The 18014-nt window shown below is 30.3% G+C and carries 21 protein-coding genes; 20 read left to right on the plus strand and 1 reads right to left on the minus strand.

The annotated features are described in order from the left end of the window. Positions 1 to 14: 14 nt before the first annotated feature. The 20 genes from I6U48_RS03375 to rnhB all read left to right on the plus strand — a co-directional run bounded on the left by I6U48_RS03375 (position 15) and on the right by rnhB (position 17396). Positions 15 to 1214: an acetate/propionate family kinase gene (locus I6U48_RS03375; RefSeq protein WP_218318992.1), complete on the plus strand. Its 1200-nt coding sequence runs from the start codon at positions 15 to 17 to the stop codon at positions 1212 to 1214. A 97-nt stretch (positions 1215 to 1311) separates the two neighbouring features. Next, positions 1312 to 1815 carry a YceD family protein gene (locus I6U48_RS03380; protein ID WP_218318993.1) on the plus strand — a complete coding sequence of 168 codons (504 nt, stop codon included), beginning with the start codon at positions 1312 to 1314 and terminating at the stop codon, positions 1813 to 1815. A gap of 14 nt (positions 1816 to 1829) precedes the next feature. Next, positions 1830 to 2012, plus strand: a complete 183-nt coding sequence (gene rpmF, locus I6U48_RS03385) for a 50S ribosomal protein L32 (protein ID WP_178910758.1) — start codon at positions 1830 to 1832, stop codon at positions 2010 to 2012. A 135-nt stretch (positions 2013 to 2147) separates the two neighbouring features. Then, positions 2148 to 3161, plus strand: a complete 1014-nt coding sequence (gene plsX / locus I6U48_RS03390) for a phosphate acyltransferase PlsX (RefSeq protein ID WP_218318994.1) — start codon at positions 2148 to 2150, stop codon at positions 3159 to 3161. Positions 3162 to 3318: 157 nt separating this feature from the next. Further along, positions 3319 to 3549, plus strand: coding sequence for an acyl carrier protein (gene acpP, locus I6U48_RS03395; RefSeq protein WP_218318995.1), 231 nt, complete (start codon positions 3319 to 3321; stop codon positions 3547 to 3549). Between the two features lie 126 nt (positions 3550 to 3675). Further along, positions 3676 to 4383: a ribonuclease III gene (gene rnc / locus I6U48_RS03400; protein WP_218318996.1), complete on the plus strand. Its 708-nt coding sequence runs from the start codon at positions 3676 to 3678 to the stop codon at positions 4381 to 4383. Beyond that, a complete protein-coding gene (locus I6U48_RS03405) occupies positions 4376 to 5461 on the plus strand; it encodes an elongator complex protein 3 (RefSeq protein ID WP_218318997.1) in 1086 nt (361 codons plus the stop codon). Before rnc ends, I6U48_RS03405 begins: the two co-directional genes overlap by 8 nt. Before the next feature lie 48 nt (positions 5462 to 5509). Next, a complete protein-coding gene (locus I6U48_RS03410) occupies positions 5510 to 5770 on the plus strand; it encodes a stage V sporulation protein S (protein ID WP_218318998.1) in 261 nt (86 codons plus the stop codon). A gap of 251 nt (positions 5771 to 6021) precedes the next feature. Further along, on the plus strand, positions 6022 to 9591 hold the full coding sequence (smc, locus tag I6U48_RS03415) for a chromosome segregation protein SMC (RefSeq protein ID WP_218318999.1): 3570 nt from the start codon (positions 6022 to 6024) through the stop codon (positions 9589 to 9591). An 81-nt stretch (positions 9592 to 9672) separates the two neighbouring features. After that, the gene (gene ftsY / locus I6U48_RS03420; RefSeq protein ID WP_218319000.1) at positions 9673 to 10584 is read left to right on the plus strand and encodes a signal recognition particle-docking protein FtsY; all 912 of its coding nucleotides are present in this window, start codon (positions 9673 to 9675) and stop codon (positions 10582 to 10584) included. 335 nt (positions 10585 to 10919) lie between these two features. Further along, the gene (locus I6U48_RS03425) at positions 10920 to 11261 is read left to right on the plus strand and encodes a putative DNA-binding protein (protein ID WP_218319001.1); all 342 of its coding nucleotides are present in this window, start codon (positions 10920 to 10922) and stop codon (positions 11259 to 11261) included. A gap of 91 nt (positions 11262 to 11352) precedes the next feature. Beyond that, positions 11353 to 12702 (plus strand): signal recognition particle protein, encoded by a 1350-nt coding sequence (ffh, locus tag I6U48_RS03430; RefSeq protein WP_218319002.1) that lies wholly within the window; start codon positions 11353 to 11355, stop codon positions 12700 to 12702. 66 nt (positions 12703 to 12768) lie between these two features. Continuing rightward, positions 12769 to 13014 (plus strand): 30S ribosomal protein S16, encoded by a 246-nt coding sequence (gene rpsP / locus I6U48_RS03435; RefSeq protein WP_218319003.1) that lies wholly within the window; start codon positions 12769 to 12771, stop codon positions 13012 to 13014. A gap of 18 nt (positions 13015 to 13032) precedes the next feature. Further along, positions 13033 to 13260, plus strand: coding sequence for a KH domain-containing protein (locus tag I6U48_RS03440; RefSeq protein WP_218319004.1), 228 nt, complete (start codon positions 13033 to 13035; stop codon positions 13258 to 13260). 57 nt (positions 13261 to 13317) lie between these two features. Then, entirely contained in the window at positions 13318 to 13812 is a 495-nt protein-coding gene (rimM, locus tag I6U48_RS03445; RefSeq protein WP_218319005.1) for a ribosome maturation factor RimM, read from the plus strand. Then, the gene (gene trmD / locus I6U48_RS03450) at positions 13797 to 14528 is read left to right on the plus strand and encodes a tRNA (guanosine(37)-N1)-methyltransferase TrmD (RefSeq protein ID WP_218319006.1); all 732 of its coding nucleotides are present in this window, start codon (positions 13797 to 13799) and stop codon (positions 14526 to 14528) included. The genes rimM and trmD overlap by 16 nt, the downstream gene beginning before the upstream one ends. Positions 14529 to 14689: 161 nt before the next feature. Then, positions 14690 to 15037: a 50S ribosomal protein L19 gene (gene rplS, locus I6U48_RS03455; RefSeq protein WP_218319007.1), complete on the plus strand. Its 348-nt coding sequence runs from the start codon at positions 14690 to 14692 to the stop codon at positions 15035 to 15037. A 51-nt stretch (positions 15038 to 15088) separates the two neighbouring features. Then, a complete protein-coding gene (lepB, locus tag I6U48_RS03460) occupies positions 15089 to 15649 on the plus strand; it encodes a signal peptidase I (RefSeq protein WP_218319008.1) in 561 nt (186 codons plus the stop codon). Between the two features lie 14 nt (positions 15650 to 15663). Then, positions 15664 to 16506, plus strand: coding sequence for a ribosome biogenesis GTPase YlqF (ylqF, locus tag I6U48_RS03465; RefSeq protein WP_218319009.1), 843 nt, complete (start codon positions 15664 to 15666; stop codon positions 16504 to 16506). A 26-nt stretch (positions 16507 to 16532) separates the two neighbouring features. Beyond that, positions 16533 to 17396, plus strand: coding sequence for a ribonuclease HII (gene rnhB, locus I6U48_RS03470; RefSeq protein WP_218319010.1), 864 nt, complete (start codon positions 16533 to 16535; stop codon positions 17394 to 17396). A gap of 72 nt (positions 17397 to 17468) precedes the next feature. On the opposite strand, the gene I6U48_RS03475 is transcribed toward rnhB, so the two are convergent. Further along, complete coding sequence (locus tag I6U48_RS03475; protein WP_218319011.1) at positions 17469 to 17837, minus strand: YraN family protein; 369 nt, start codon at positions 17835 to 17837, stop codon at positions 17469 to 17471. Between the last annotated feature and the right edge of the window lie 177 nt (positions 17838 to 18014).

The following is an 18014-nucleotide window of genomic DNA, read 5'->3' on the forward strand; positions in this document are numbered from 1 at the left end:
GAGGGAGAATAACAATGAAAGTATTAGTAATAAACTGTGGAAGTTCATCTTTAAAATATCAATTAATGAATATGGAAGATGAAAAAGTGTTAGCAAAAGGTCTTGTAGAAAGAATAGGAATTGAAGGTTCAATTTTAACTCAAAAAGTTAATGATGAGAAATATGTAATAGAACAACCAATGAAAGATCATAAAGTAGCTATAGGATTAGTGCTTGATGCTCTTGTTGACAAAGAACATGGTGTAATAGGAAGCATGGCAGAAATATCAGCAGTTGGACATAGAGTTGTTCATGGTGGAGAAAAATATGCTGGATCAGTATTAATAGATGGAAAAGTTATGGAAGCTTTAGAAGAGTGTGTTAAATTAGCTCCATTACACAATCCGCCAAATATAATTGGAATAAATGCTTGTAAAGAATTAATGCCATCTACACCAATGGTTGCAGTATTTGATACAGCATTCCATCAAACTTTACCAGAAGAAGCATTCATGTATGCATTACCATATGAATTATATACTAAGTATGGAATAAGAAAGTATGGCTTCCATGGTACTTCACATAGATTCGTTTCAATGACAGCAGCTGAACTTATGGGTAAGAAAATAGAAGATTTAAAAATTATAACTTGCCACTTAGGAAATGGTGCTAGCTTATCTGCAGTAAAAGGTGGAAAATCGGTAGATACTACAATGGGATTTACTCCACTTGCAGGTGTAGTTATGGGAACTAGATGTGGAGATATAGATCCAGCTATAGTGCCTTTCTTAGAAAAAGAAGCTGGAATGAGCACTTCAGAAGTAGATACTCTAATGAATAAAAAATCAGGTGTTCTTGGTGTATCAGGAGTAAGCAGTGACTTCAGAGATATAGAAGGTGCTGCAAAAGAAGGAAATAAGAGAGCTAAGCTTGCTTTAGACGTATTCCACTATAGAGTAAGAACTTCTATAGGGGCATATGCTGCAGCTCTTAATGGAGTAGATTGTATAGTATTTACTGCAGGGCTTGGAGAAAATTCAATAACAAGCAGAGCCGCAATTTGTGATGGATTACAATATTTAGGAGTTAACATAGATGCAGACAAAAATAATGTTAGAGGTAAGGCTACAGAAATAAGTACAGCAGACTCAAAAGTTAAAGTATTTGTTATTCCAACAGATGAAGAACTTATGATAGCTAGAGACACTAAAGAAATAGTCGAAAGCGTAAAATAATAAAAAATTTCATTATCTGACAAAAAATAAATAAATCTTGACTTTTAATGCTCATCTCTATATAATAAATTGTGGCTAATATATAGAGGTGAGCATTATGAAATTGGATATTTCTGATTTGTTAAAAAAAGAAACAGCCAGAAGAGAGATCCATCTAGAACTCAATGAAGAAAGCTATTTTGATGGAAGAGAAACTATTAAATTTTTGCAGCCGATTAAATTTAATGGTATACTAGATAAAGTAGGGGACGTTATAAATTTAACTGGAACAGTAAATACTTTATTAGAACTTACCTGTTCGCGATGCATTGAAAAATTTAGTTATGCTGTTGAATTGAATGTTGAAGAAAAATTTACAAATCATGATGGGGTAAATAAAGATGATGATGTCATCTTTATAGATAGTGATACAATAGATATCACAGAGATTATAGAAAATAATATTATAGTAACTCTGCCAATCAAGAGGCTTTGCAAAGAAGACTGCAAGGGCTTATGCCAACAATGCGGGACAAATCTAAATTTTTCTGCATGCAATTGTACGAAAGATAACATTGATCCTAGATTGGCAAAACTAAAAGATATGTTTTTGACTGATTAAGGAGGTGTAGTACTGTGGGAAATCCAGCGAGAAGATTTTCAAAAGCTAGAAGAGACTCAAGAAGAGCAGCAAATGTTAAACTAAGCCTACCAGGAATAGTTGAATGTCCTCAGTGTCATGAAATGAAACTTGCGCATAGAGTATGCAAGAGTTGTGGATATTATAAGGGCAAAGAAGTTGTTTCAACTGAACAATAATAAGGAAGGAAAGTCTTATGGACTTTCTTTTTTTATTTATATTGTTTAATGCAATATTCTTTTGGATTAAAGATTATGTTATCATTAGAAATGAAATAAATTTTTAATAATAATATTAGAGAGGGATGAGCAACTATGGTAGTTGTAGTGGACGGTATGGGTGGAGACTTTGCGCCTGCTGCTGTAGTAGATGGGTGTGTTCAAGCAATAAAAGATTATGAGGTAGATATAATTATTACTGGCAGAGAGGAACTGATAAGATCCGAGCTTGATAAGTACCGATATCCAAAAGAAAGAATTAGTATACTTAGTGCTAGTGAGATAATAACTACAAATGAGCCTCCGGTAATGGCTATAAGAAAGAAGAAAGATTCTAGTTTGGTTAAGGCATTAGAATTGGTTAAGAAGGGGAAAGCAGATGCAGTCATATCTGCTGGAAGCACAGGTGCACTTATGACAGGAGCAACTTTGATAGCAAGTAGAATAAATGGGATTGATAGAGTAGCCTTGGCGCCTATAATGCCAGGGAAAAATGGTGCTTTTATGATAGTAGATGCTGGTGCAAATGTAGACTGTAAACCACAGTATTTAATGCAATTTGCTTTAATGGGCAAGATTTATTTTGAAAGCGTGTTAGGTGTGAAGAATCCAACAGTTGGCTTGGTAAATATAGGCTCTGAAGAAGAGAAAGGAAATGAGTTAACTAAAACTGTATATGGGATGCTTAAGAATGCAAACTTTAACTTTGTAGGGAATGTAGAGCCTAGAGAAATATCAAATGGAGATGTAAACATATTAGTTTGCGATGGATTTGTAGGCAATACAATATTAAAAATGTATGAAGGGGTAGCTCTGAATGTTTTTGATATGCTCAAGAGTGAAATAACAAAATCTTTTACATCTAAGATAGGGGCAGTTTTGTTGAAACCTGCTTTCAAAGAATTGAAGAAAAGGTTTGATTACTCTGAGTATGGGGGATCTCCCTTTTTAGGATCACGGGGAATTTGTATCAAGGCACATGGTAGTTCTGATAGCAGAGCTTTTAAAAATGCTATAAGGCAGGCATTAAATTGTTACGATAATAATATAATATATAAGATAGAGAATGAATTGTCAACAATAAGCTCGCTTGAAGAAAACAAAAATTAGTTTAGTAAAATGAAAAATCATTCAAGGTATAATTAATAAAAAATAGATGTATTAATATTTGATAATTTAGAATAATAAATTTAGCACTATTTATATTGACGGTACATTATTTATGTAATATTATTTATGTATAAAAGCTTTTAGGAGGTGAGACGATATGTTTGAAAAGATTAAGAATATAATATCTGAGCAACTTGGTATTGACGCAGATGAGGTGAATATGGAGTCATCTTTTGTTGATGACTTAGGTGCAGATTCACTTGATATAGTTGAATTAATAATGGCTTTGGAAACAGAGTTTGATTTAGAAATACCAGATGAAGATGCTGAGAAAATAGCTACTGTTAATGATGTAGTTGAGTACATAAAAGCACATACTGAAGAATAATACTTCATAAAGTCCCGTTTAAAACGGGGCTTTAAATTTGTCTGTTAAAATAAATACGTAGTTTATTCTTGAATTTGTTTAGATATAAGAGCAAATTGAAGAATAAACTTCAAAAGGAGTTAATTTATGATAGTAAGCAGAAAAAACATTCTTGAGGAACTAGAAAAGAAATTAAATATGAGTATTAACAATAAAGAGCTTTTAAGAGAAGCTATAACTCACAGTTCATACGCTAATGGAAAGAAGAATGTTAAATTCAATGAAAGATTGGAATTTCTTGGCGATTCTGTTTTGCAACTAAGTATATCCGAATACTTGTTTAGTAGTTATGTTAATAAATCAGAAGGAGAACTTACTAAGAGAAGGGCTCTTATAGTATGTGAAAATTCATTATACGAAATAGCAAAAAAATGGGAAGTTGGAAAATATATTAGAATGAGCAAAGGAGAAGAGCTTACCGGAGGACGAGAAAGAATTTCAATATTGGCAGATTGTGTAGAAGCTATAATTGCAGCAGTTTATGTTGACAGTGGATTTGAAAAAGCTAAGAGTTTTATTATTGACAACTTTAAGGATATTATAGAAAGAGCAATAAAAAATAAAATTATACTAGATTATAAAACTAAATTGCAGGAAGTAATGCAGCAGAATGGAGATGTTTGCATAGAATACTCATTAACAAAACACGAAGGTCCGCCTCATAGAAGAAAATTCTATACTCAAGTTTCTGTTGAAAGGAAAATTTTGGGCAATGGAGTTGGATATAGTAAAAAGGAATCAGAGCAAAATGCAGCACGAGAAGCATTAGAAACCTTGGAGGATAAGAATGAGTAAAAGTCATTATATAATACCTATATTTGTTCCACATGAGGGATGTCCTCATAATTGCGTGTTTTGCAATCAAGAAACTATTACAGGCAATATACAAAAGGTAGATGGGGAATTTACAAGAAATTTAATAAACAAATATCTTGAAACTATAAAAAAAGAAAATTCCATTATAGAAGTATCTTTTTTTGGGGGCACTTTTACAGCTATAAGTTTAGAGAAGCAGCAAGAGTTGCTTTCAGTTGCTAAAGAATATAAGGATAAAGGAATCATAAATTTTATACACTTATCTACAAGGCCGGATTATATTGATGATAAAATATTAATAAATCTTAAAAATTATTCTGTAGATGTAATAGAGTTAGGAATTCAGTCTTTAGATGAAGAAGTATTAATAAAATCAGGAAGGGGACATTCAGAAGGAGATGTGGCAAGAGCGTCTAAGCTTATAAAAGAATACGGATTTATACTTGGACATCAAGTAATGCTTGGTCTTCCGGAAGATAATTTTCAGAGAGATATTGAAACCGTTCAAAAATCTATTGCTATGAAACCAGATATCTATAGAATTTATCCAGCTTTAGTTATAAAGAATACTCCTATGGAAAAGATGTTTAATAATGGTACATATAAACCTTATGAACTTTATGAAGCTGTAAAAATTGCCAAAGTTATATATTCTATGGCTATAGCTAATAACATAAATGTTATTAGAGTAGGACTTCAGCCAACGGAGGAAATAAACGAAGGCAGGGAACTTGTAGCAGGACCCTTTCATCCTGCTTTTAGGGAACTTGTAGAAGGTAGCATTTATAATGACATGATTTTAGAAGAGATTTTTGATATTAATAAAGAACTTGTTATAAGGATAAATGAAAAAGACTTATCTAAGTTGTATGCAAATAAAAAGAAATTTTTTAACGACATAAAGAAACAATTAAAGACACAAAATATTTACGTTATTCAAGATAACAGTCTTGATAGAGGAAGTTTGATTTTAAAACAAGAAGAAAACTATAAAAAAATGTCGATTAATGAATATATGATGAAAAAGTATAAAGAAGGAAATTTAAGCAGCTTATAGAATATTATTCCTTATGAATATAACAATATTTGTAGGGAGGAATTATACATGGAAGTATTAAAAGTATCAGCGCAATCTCAGCCAAAATCAGTAGCAGGGGCTTTAGCAGCTGTATTGAGGGATAACTCAACAGCAGAGGTTCAGGCAGTAGGAGCAGGTGCAGTTAACCAAGCAGTAAAGGCTATAGCTATTACTAGAGGGTTTGTTGCTCCGAATGGTATTGACTTAGTTGTTGTTCCAGCTTTTTCAGAAATAACAATTGAGGGAGAAGAAAGAACAGCAATAAAATTTATAGTTGAACCAAGATAACTTTGATTGATAAAACCCTGTTATGAACAGGGTTTTTGTTTTATAGAAGTTTTATTTTATAATTGATATTTTAGTTGATATAATATAAACTATATAAGGTAAATTGTATAATACTAATTTTAAAAGGAGTGTTATAGTATGAATAAAAAATCAAGAGAGAAAATCAGAAAAATATTAGTATATGTAGTAGCACTTATGATGATAGTTAGCATGCTTCCAATGTTGTTTGGAAGATAAGGAGTGTACTATTTATGTATTTAAAGTCTATAGAAATAAGGGGTTTCAAATCCTTTGCTGATAAAACTGAACTATTGTTTAAAAATGGAGTTACCTCTATTGTTGGTCCAAATGGTAGTGGTAAAAGTAACATTTCTGATGCTGTTAAGTGGGTTCTTGGAGAACAAAGTGTAAAAAGTCTTAGAGGCGGCAAAATGGAAGACGTTATATTTGCAGGAACTCAATTTAGGAAACCTGTAGGGTTAAGTCAAGTTTCTCTGACACTGGACAATGAGGATAAAAAGTTACCTTTAGATTATACAGATATTACTGTTTCTAGAAGACTTTATCGCTCAGGTGAAAGTGAATATTTTATTAATAATACTCAATGCAGGTTAAAAGATATCCATGAACTCTTTATGGATACAGGGATAGGTAAAGAGGGATATTCGATAATAGGGCAGGGGAAAATTGAAGCAGTACTCAGTGGAAGACCAGAGGAAAGAAGAAGCCTTCTAGAAGAAGCAGCAGGTATAGTAAAATTTAAATGGAGAAAAGAAGAAGCAGAAAAAAAACTTGAGAACACAGATACTAATCTTATTAGAATAAATGATATTTTAGGTGCTTATGAAGAACGATTAGAGCCATTAAGTATAGAAAATGAAAAAGCGAAGAAATTTATAAAGTTATCTGAAGAGCTTAAACAAAAAGAAATAAATATGGCAGTTTACTCTATAGATAAAATTGAGTCAAAAATAAATTCACTTGAAAATTCCATTATAGAAATGAACGGCAATACAGAAGAGTTAAATAAAAAACTCATGGAATTTAAAGATAATATAAATATATACAATGAAAAGCTTGAAAATTTAAATGCAGAGAATTCAGATTGTAAAAAACAATATTATGATAGCAAAGAGAAAAAGCAAAATGTAGGATCTGAAATTAATCTTTTAAGTGAAAGATTAGAAAATCTGTATAATGATATAAAGAAAAATTCTACAGAAATTGGTCAGATAGAAACTAAATTAGAAAACATAATTTCTGATAGAGATCTTCAAAACAACGAGTTAAGTAGTTTAAAAAAAGAACAGGAGCAAATAAATAAACAAATATATGAACATGAAAACAATGTAGAGGCAATTTCTGCATCTATTCTAGACAAAACTAATTTAATAAAAAAATTAAAAGATGATCAAATTGAGTATTTAAGTAGTATATCAAATTTAAAAAATAATATTTTAAATTTAAAAAATGATACTGAAGCACTTAAAGAAAAAATTGAAGACATAAAAAATTCATGTGAAAGTTATTTACATTCCATTAAAATAAATGTTAAAACTAAGGAAGCTTTTTTAGGGCAGATTGAAAATATAAAGGCAAAAATAATTAATTTACAGAGCAATATGAAAAGTAATTTGGCACAAATATCTAAATTAAATTCTACTTTGACTATTAAAGAAAAGGAATTTAGAGACTTAAATAATAATCATAATAAGCTAGAAGCAAATCATAATATGCTTGTAAATTTAGATAAACAATATGAAGGTTATAATAGATCAGTAAAGACATTAATGAATGATGTAAATAAAGGAAAAGTAGCTTTAAGAAAAAACAGCTGTTTTGTTTTAGGAGAAGTAATAAAGGTTGAGAAAAAGTTTGAAATAGCTATCGAAATAGCATTAGGTGGTGCTATTTCAGATGTAATAACTAAAGATGAACTAATAGCTAAAGATCTTATTAAATATTTAAAGCTAAATAATATTGGTAGAGCTACATTTTTACCTTTGACTATTGTGAGAGGTAGAAAAGCTGTTATAACAAAGGCTATAAATGAAATAGAAGGATATGTGGGTATAGCTAGTGAATTAATAAACTATGATAATAGCTTTATTAATGCTGTGGAGCATATATTAGGAAGAACTATAATATGTGACACTATGGATAGTGCTCTTAAAATAGCCAAGGTATCTAATTATAGCTTTAAGATAGTTACATTATCGGGAGAGGTTGTTAATCCTGGAGGGTCTTTAACTGGCGGAAGTCTGCATAATAGAAGTGCAAATATAATTGGAAGAAAAAGAGAAATTGAAGACATTAAACTTAAGATAAAAGATACAGAAGAAAATATAAACAAGTTAAATTTAGAACTACAAAAATGCAGAAGTGATATTAAGACGTTGGATGAAGAAAATTTAAATTTGAAAGATCAAGTATACATTGAGAATATAGAAATTACTAAATTAAAAGAAAAATTAAATGCCATTGATGATGAAAGTGGCAAATTAAAGGGAAATTTAGAAGTATCTAATAAAGAAGTAGAGATATTAAATGAAAAATTAAAAGAAAATATAGAGGAATTTCAGACTAAGGACAAAGAATTGGAGATGGTTACCCATAATCAGACTAAAAATGACAATTTGATTAATGAAATTGAAGAAAAATTAGAGGATAAAAACGAAGAAATTGATAATGCAAAGGAAAAACTTACATATCTGAAAATAAAAAAAGCGCAAATAGATGAGGGCGTACTAAATAAAAATCTAATTTTTCAAAAACTATTGTCTGATATAGCGGAGTTAAATCAGAAAAAGAAAATTATAGAAGAAGAAAATAAAAAATCAAGAGAAAATATTGATAAGCATAGCATACAAATTAAAAATAATAAAAAAGAAGTTGGGAGAATAGAAAAACTTATCGATGATTTAGATAATAAGATAAAAGAACAGGATATTGAAATTATAAAAATTAAAGGAAAAATAAAAATAGACAGCGGAAGTTTAGAAAACTTAAGTTTAATAATTGACAAAAAAGAAGAAGAGTTGCATAAAATTCAGCTTTCACAGGCAAAACTGATTTCTGAAAAAGAAGCCATGTACTCTAAACTGAATGATGAGTTTGAAATCACCTATGCAGAGGCTCTAGATTATAAAGAAGATATAGAAAATCTTGAAGATATTAAAAAAGAAATTTCTATTTTAAAAAGCAATATATCATCATTAGGTACTGTTAATTTAAGTGCTATTGATGAGTACAAGGAAGTAACTGAAAAAGTAAATTTTATGACTGAGCAAAAAGAGGATTTGATAAAATCTAAAGACGAACTTATTAAAGTAATAGACGAAATGACTAATAAGATGAAGTTTGTATTTAATGAAAACTTTAATAAACTTAGGAAAAACTTTAATGAAACCTTTAAAGAATTATTTAAAGGAGGAAGTGCTGATTTAATATTGACAAATGGAGATGAACTTAATGGAAATATAGATATAACAGTTCAGCCACCAGGGAAAAAGCTTCAAAACATTAATTTGATGTCTGGTGGTGAAAAAGGGCTTTCAGCAATAGCATTACTATTTGCAATTTTAAAAATGAAACCAACTCCTTTCTGCATATTAGATGAAATTGAAGCAGCTTTAGACGATGCTAATGTTAATAGATACGCAGAATTTTTGAAGAAATTTTCAGAGAACATACAATTTATTGTTATAACTCATAGAAAAGGTACTATGGAGGCGAGTGACGCATTATATGGAGTTACTATGGAGGAAAAAGGTATATCTAAAATTGTGTCAGTTGATTTAAGTAGAGAAGAAGCATCTTAAAAATAATATGTCGTATTATTTTTAAACTATGAATTTAAGTAAGCTGTTTATACAATAATTATAACTTAGGAGGCAAATAAAATGTTTGGTGGATTTTTTGATAAATTAAAAGAAGGACTTACGAAAACTAAGAATAATCTTACAGGAAAAATAACAGATATGTTAAGTGGTGCTATGACAATAGATGATGATTTATATGAAGAACTAGAGGAAATACTTATTACTGCAGATATAGGTGTTGATACAACTCTTCATATTATAGATAATTTGAAAGAGAAGATAAGAGAAAACAAGGTTAAAGATCCAGCTCTAGTTAAAGACTACTTAAAAGAAGTTATAGTAGATATATTAGGAGAAGAAAATGGAACTGTTAAACCAGAAAAAACTCCAGCAGTTTTTTTAGTAATAGGAGTAAATGGTGTTGGTAAGACAACATCTATTGGAAAAATATCTTCGAAACTTAAAGATGATGGATATAAGGTGCTAATGGCAGCAGCGGATACCTTTAGAGCAGCAGCTATAGATCAACTTGAGGTTTGGAGTAATAGAGCAGGTGTAGACATTATAAAACAGCAAGAGGGATCAGACCCGGCAGCAGTAGTTTTTGATGCAGTTCAGGCTGCTAAGGCAAGAAAAACTGATATACTTATTTGCGATACGGCAGGAAGGTTACATAACAAAAAAAATCTCATGGATGAGCTTGGAAAAATAAATAGAATAATCGATAGGGAATACGGAGAAGCATATAGACAAACATTATTGGTACTAGATGCTACAACTGGCCAAAATGCAGTTCAACAGGCAAAACAGTTTATGGAGGTTTGCCCTATTGATGGAATAGTACTTACAAAGCTTGATGGAACTGCTAAAGGTGGTATTGTAATATCTATAAAACATAGTTTGCAAATACCAGTTAAATTGATAGGTGTCGGAGAAGGTATAGAGGACTTACAAGAATTTAATCCAAGGGAATTTGCAGAAGCTTTATTTTAGAATATATATTTATAGACACCTAAGGCCGACAGTTAGCTTATACTCCGGGATATATTGACATTCTTCCAGCACAATAAATACTTTTGATAAGTCTAAAACTAAGTATTTTGCGGCCCATAAGCTAACTGTCTAGTGTGGATGTCTATGACTTAATTCTAATAATATTGAAAAATGATAAATTTTATGATGATAAAAATATTTTTATGCTGTTAAGTAAAAATACTTGACAGTAGGTATAATCTTTGATATCATATACTTCGTTGAGTAAAACATAATTAATTGTTTTAATAAATTTAAAGGAGTGAAACTGCAATTCAATAATTGCATAATACTTCATGGAAGAAAGAATTGAACTTTCGATACTATTAGACATGTATAGTGAGCTTTTAACAGAAAAACAAAAAGATATAATGGATTTATATTATAATGATGATTTATCCTTAGCTGAGATATCAGAGATAACAAACACTAGTAGGCAAGCAGTGCACGACATTATTAAAAGATGTCATAAGCTTCTTTTGCATTATGAGGAAAAGTTAGGCTTGATGAGACAAAGAATAAAGATTGAAAAATTCAAAAAATCTCTTTTGAATTCAATAGATTTATTAAAAATAGATGATGAGAAAAATTCTAAAATATTATATGAAATAAAAAAATATGTAATTGATAATATTTAGGAGGTTAAAGTTCTAAATGGACTTTAACGGATGATTTTGCTAGTGAAAACAAGCAAAACTATCCGGTGTTCCGACTAAAAGGAGGAATAGCATGGCTTTTGAAGGGTTAGCTTCTAAGCTTCAGGAAACCTTAAAAAAACTTAGAGGCAAAGGTAAGCTTTCGGAAAAAGATATAAAAGATGCTATGAGAGAAGTAAAACTAGCACTTTTAGAAGCAGATGTTAACTATAAAGTTGTTAAAGATTTTATAAAAACTGTAAGTGAAAAGTGTCTTGGAGAAGAAGTTCTTCAAAGTTTAACTCCAGCACAGCATGTTATAAAAATAGTTAATGAAGAGCTTAAAGATTTAATGGGAAGTAGTGAAAGTGGCATCCAATATTCCTCAAGTGGAACAACTATCATAATGCTTGTAGGATTACAAGGTGCAGGTAAAACTACTATGGCAGGAAAACTTGCACTTCAGCTTAGAAAGAAGAATAAAAAACCACTTCTTGTAGCGTGTGACATATATAGACCAGCAGCAATTAAGCAGCTTCAGGTAGTAGGAAAACAAATAGATGTTCCAGTGTTTTCTATGGGAGACAAAGTAACTCCTGTAGATATATCAAAGGGTGCGTTAGAATATGCTAAGAATAACAGTTTAAATGTTCTTATAATAGATACAGCAGGTAGACTTCATATAGATGAAGAATTAATGAATGAGTTAAAAGATATAAAGGGCAACATGAATCCTGATGAAGTATTATTAGTTGTAGATTCCATGACAGGTCAAGATGCAGTAAATGTTGCTAATAGCTTTAATGAACAACTAGATTTAAGTGGGGTAATATTAACAAAGCTAGATGGAGATACAAGAGGTGGAGCCGCACTATCAATAAAAGCTATGACTGGAAAGCCTATTAAATTTGCTGGTGTTGGGGAAAAAATGAGTGATTTTGAAGTTTTTCATCCAGACAGAATGGCATCGAGAATATTAGGGATGGGTGATGTATTATCACTTATTGAAAAAGCACAACAGTCTATAGATGAAGAAGAAGCCAAAAAATTAGGAACTCGCATGATGAGCCAAGAATTTAATTTAGAGGACTTTTTATCATCAATGCAGCAAATGAAAAAGTTGGGTCCATTAAATAAATTAATTGAAATGATACCAGGAGCAAATGCTAAGGAGCTTCAAGGAGTAGATTTAAGTTCAAGTGAGAAAGAGCTAGTTAAAATAGAGGCTATAATCAGTTCAATGACTATTAAAGAAAGAAGAACCCCTTCTTTAATAAGTAGTTCTCCTTCAAGAAAGAAGCGAATAGCAGCAGGATCTGGTACTACCATACAGCAAGTAAATAAGCTTTTAAAAGATTTTGAAAATATGAAAAAGATGATGAAGCAAATGAAGGGAATGCAAAAAGGGTTTAAAAAAGGATTGTTTGGTAAATTGCCTTTTTAAAGGTTTTGTAAATTAAACTTATAAAAAATTACATTTATATATATTCCGTTAAAGGAGGTGAAATTAATGGCAGTAAAAATCAGATTAAGAAGAATGGGTGCTAAGAAAGCTCCATTTTATAGAATAGTTGTGGCAGATTCAAGATCTCCAAGAGATGGTAGATTTGTAGAAGAAATAGGTTATTACAATCCAACAACTGAACCAGCTACTATAAAAGTAGATGAGGAAAAAGCTAATAAATGGTTACAAAATGGTGCTCAACCAACTGATATCATAAAGAAGCTTTTTGTAAGAGCTGGATTAAATAAGTAGTAACTAGGGGTGTATTAAATGAAAGAATTAGTTGAAACTATAGCTAAGTCATTAGTTGATAACCCAGAAATGGTTCAGGTAAATGAAATTGCTGGAGAGCAATCAATAATTCTTGAACTAAAAGTTGCACCAGACGATATGGGCAAAGTAATTGGAAAACAGGGAAGAATAGCTAAAGCTATAAGAACTGTTGTAAAAGCAGCAGCTATAAAAGAAAATAAGAGAGTTGTTGTTGAAATAATATAAAAGAGTTAGGTGCACCTAACTCTTTTATTTATATATAATATAGGAGGAAAGAATTCTATGAAACAGTTTTTAGCTGTAGGGCAAATAATAAACACTCATGGAATTAAAGGAGAATTAAAAGTATATCCTTTGACAGATGATATAAAAAGATTTAGAAAACTTAAAAAAGTTTATGTGAATGGAATTGAGCGAGAAGTTGTATGGTGCAAGCTTCAAAATGATAGAGTTATATTGAAAATTGATGGAATAGATTCTATTGAAGATGCAGTAAAATATAAAGAAAAATATATAGAAGTATCTAGAGAGGATGCAATAAAGCTTCCAGAGGGAAGATATTTTGTAACTGATATAATTGGATGTACAGTATTAGATGAAAATGGAGTAGACCTTGGAAAAATTTATGATGTAATACATACGAAAAATAATGATGTATACTGGATAAAAGAAGGAAAAGAGTTATTAATTCCTGTTTTAAAAGAAATTGTAATTAGTATAGATGTGGAAAATCAGAAAATAGTCATAAAGCCGGTGGAAACATGGCAAGAAAAATAGATATATTGACGCTCTTTCCTGAGATGTTTCAAGTGTTTAATCATAGTATAATAGGTAAAGCTAGAGAAAAAGGAATTGTAGAAATTAATGCAGTTAACATTAGAGATTATACAAAAAATAAGCACAAAAAAGTTGATGATTACCCTTACGGTGGAGGTGCAGGTATGGTTATGTCTGCTCAACCAATAGTAGATTGTGTAAAAGCAGTAAAACAAAATAATAGAGGAAAAGTCATCTTTTTAGGCCCAAGAGGAAAAACTTTTAATCAAGACATGGCTAAAGAATTTGCAGAGGAAAATGAATTAATATTTATTTGTGGACATTATGAAGGAATAGACGAGAGAACCTATAAATATATTGACATGGAAATATCTTTAGGTGACTTTGTACTTACTGGTGGAGAAATGGCATGTATACCTATAATAGACAGCATATGTAGAATTATACCGGGAGTATTGTCAAGTAGTGAAAGTTACACAGAAGAATCTTTCTATAATGGGTTATTGGAATATCCACAATATACAAGGCCGGAATATTTTGAAGATATTAAGGTACCAGAAATTTTAACTTCAGGACATCATGAAAATATAAGAAAATGGAGAAGACTTCAATCACTTTTAATAACTAAAAGAAGAAGACCAGATCTATTTAATAAATTTGAACTATCTGATGAAGACAAAAAACTATTGCGAAATATTAAAATTACAATGAAATAGCGTTTGAAATTTTTATTTGAAAAAAATATTTTTTAAGAAGTAAATTTTTATTGAAAAATAAATTTTTATATGGTAAAATGAATTTTGTGCTACACAGGCGGTCCTCTGTCTGCCTAATTGCTGGGCAAGAACGTCGAATATTATTTAGGAGGTAATGCACAATGTTAGAAGTAATAAGACAAATTGAAGCAGAACAAATTAGAAACGATTTACCAAGTTTCAATGTAGGAGATACGGTAAAAGTTCACTTAAGAATTAAAGAAGGAAATAAAGAAAGAGTTCAGATTTTCGAAGGAATAGTTCTTAAAAGACAAAATGGTGGATTAAGAGAAACTTTTACTGTAAGAAGAGTAGCTTACAATGTAGGAGTTGAAAAAACATTCCCAGTTAACGCTCCTTCAATTGAAAAAATAGAAGTAGTAAGAAGAGGTAAAGTAAGAAGAGCTAAGTTATTCTACTTAAGAGACAGAGTAGGTAAGGCAGCCAAAGTTAAAGAAATATTAAAATAGAAATGGGGCTTAATAAAGTCCCTTTTTTGTATATTAAGGTGGTGTAGTATTTTGGTAAAAGAATTAATTGAATTAGGGAAATCAATAGTTATAGCTATTATAGCGGCTTTTTTAATTATAACATTTGTATTTGAGACTGTTAGTGTAGATGGACATTCAATGGATCCTACTTTAAATAATAAAGATAGACTTATTGTGGAAAAGGTAAGTTACTATTTTAGAGCTCCAAAACCAGGTGATATAGTTGTAATAAAATATCCAGCAGACCCTAAGGAAAAATTCATAAAGAGGGTAATTGCTGTAGGTGGGGACAGAGTTAAGATTGAAAATAATAAATTATATATAAATGATAAACCTAAAGATGAATCATATATACTTGAACAAAATATGAGAGACTTTAATGAAGTTACAGTTCCTCAAAACACAATATTTGTATTAGGAGATAACAGAAATAATAGTAGAGATAGTAGATATCCAGATGTAGGTTTTGTAGATTACAAAATGGTAGTAGGTAGAGCGGCTTTAAGAATATATCCATTTAGTAGATTTGGAAAACTAGCTTTAAATAATCTTTTGCAGTTTGGATTTATTGATAAAACTTTTAAATACTAGAAAGGAAGAGTGCAATGGCAATAAATTGGTTTCCAGGTCATATGGCAAAGACTAGAAGAGAGATAAAGGAAAACCTAAAACTAGTAGACGCAGTAATAGAGATTAGAGATGCCAGAATAGTTAGATCAAGCAAGAATCCAGATGTAGATGACATATGTGGGAATAAACCAAGAATAATATTATTAAATAAAAGTGACTTAAGTGAAGCTTTTATCACTAAAGAGTGGATTAAGTATCTTTCAAAAGAAAATATAAGAGTTATAGGCGTAAATTGTATTACTGGTGAAGGTTTAAAAGGTATTAAACCACTGTTAAATGAACTATTAAAGGAAAAACATGATAGAATGAAGACTAAAGGCATAGTAAATATAACGGATAGAGTTATGGTTGTAGGCATTCCGAATGTAGGCAAATCCTCGTTTATTAACAAGATGGCAAAAAATAATATTGCAAAGACTGGTGATAGACCTGGTGTTACGAGAAGTAAACAATGGATTAAAACAAAAATTGGCATTGAATTAATGGACACTCCAGGGATTTTATGGCCTAAATTAGAAAGTGAAGAGACACAGCTAAATTTAGCATTTACAGGAGCTATAAAAGATGAGGTTATGGATATAGAAGAATTAGCGTTGAATCTTATAAAAAGGCTTCAAGTAGATTATGCGGATAGATTAATGACAAGGTATAAACTCGATAAACTAGACGAGGAGGCTTTAGAAAATATGAATAGTATAGGAAGAAAAAGAGGAGCGGTTATATCTAGAGGAGAAATAGATTATAATAGAGTTGCGGTAATGCTTTTAGATGAATTTAGAGGCGGAAAATTAGGACCAATATCATTGGAAAGACCTTAAGCTTATTAAATGGAGAGTTACTTATTATGAATGAGAATTTATCTATTGGAAAAGACAAGATTATTAGCTTAGAAAAAGATTTATCTGAAAGTAAATCTAATTTGAATTTTAATACTATAAAAGAATATGTGTCATATATTAAGGATAACTATTCCTTCAATGATAAAGAAAAAGTATATAAGACTATTGAATGTTTAAATGAAGATAGTAGAAAGAACGTAATAGGTTTAGCTGAAAGTTTAAGGAAGTTTATCGATAAAAAAGAAAGTGAACTTGTTAGAGTCAAAGAAATGTATAAATTTGATAAAAGTTTTGGAAAGTACATATATGTAGCTGGAGTTGATGAAGTGGGAAGAGGACCGTTAGCAGGACCTATAGCTGCAGCTGCCGTAGTATTAAAGCTAAACTATGAAAAGGATGAAGAAATAATATTAGGAGTAAAAGATTCAAAGAAGCTTTCAGCTAAAAATAGAGAATTGCTATCAAAATTAATAAAGGAAAAGGCTGTGAGTTATAATATAGCACTTTTAAATAGTTCAGAAATAGATGACAGGGGTATTGCATGGTGTAATAATGAGGTGCTTAGAAGAGCTGTTTTAGGATTAAAAGTAGCTCCAGACATAGTACTTTCTGATGGATATGCAGTAAAAAATTTAAACATTCACAATGAATTTATTATAAAAGGTGATGCTAAGAGTGCTAGCATAGCGTGTGCTTCGATAATAGCAAAAGTTTATAGAGATAATTTAATGAGAGAATACTCTAATATGTATACACATTATGGCTTTGAGAACAATGCTGGATATGGTACAGAAGAACATATTCAGGCAATAAAAAAATTTGGTACATGCAGAATACATAGAATGAGCTTTTTAAAAAATATAATATAGTAATTATATAAAGAATGACACTGCAATATTAAAGTGTCATTCTTTTCTTTTATAAGAAATAATTAGTAAAAGCTACATTTGAAAAGCATCTTTTATAAGTCTAATGGACGGTGCATTATTAGAATTATTCAATATGATTTCTATAACATCAAATCTAAAGTTAAATTTAAAAAGTTTTTTTCTCATTATATAGGACTCTGCAGTCTTATAAATCTTTCTTTGCTTAGAATAACTTACTGCTTCACATGGATTTCCATATATTGAGCCATAGCGGGTTTTAACTTCAATAAAACAGATATAATCTCCGTCTTTTCCAATTATGTCTATTTCACCGATTTTACACCTAAAGTTTCTATCCAGCACAGTATATCCAACCTGCTTTAGGTAAGTTTCAGCAATATCTTCGCCCAGGGATCCTATATCCTTGTTAAAAGAATGCATAAACTCTCTCCTTTCGTTAAGATTAATATATTATATGTATATTCTAATAAATAAAGAGTGATATGTAAATAATTTCCTTGAATATTTATTAAATATTTATTAAATATTAATATGTTTTAATTTTATCAATACTATTTTAATTTGTAAATATGCTAGAGTTATAGATAAACACAACCA

It is taken from the genome of Clostridium thailandense, from assembly GCF_019207025.1.
Classification (GTDB): domain Bacteria; phylum Bacillota; class Clostridia; order Clostridiales; family Clostridiaceae; genus Clostridium_AM; species Clostridium_AM thailandense.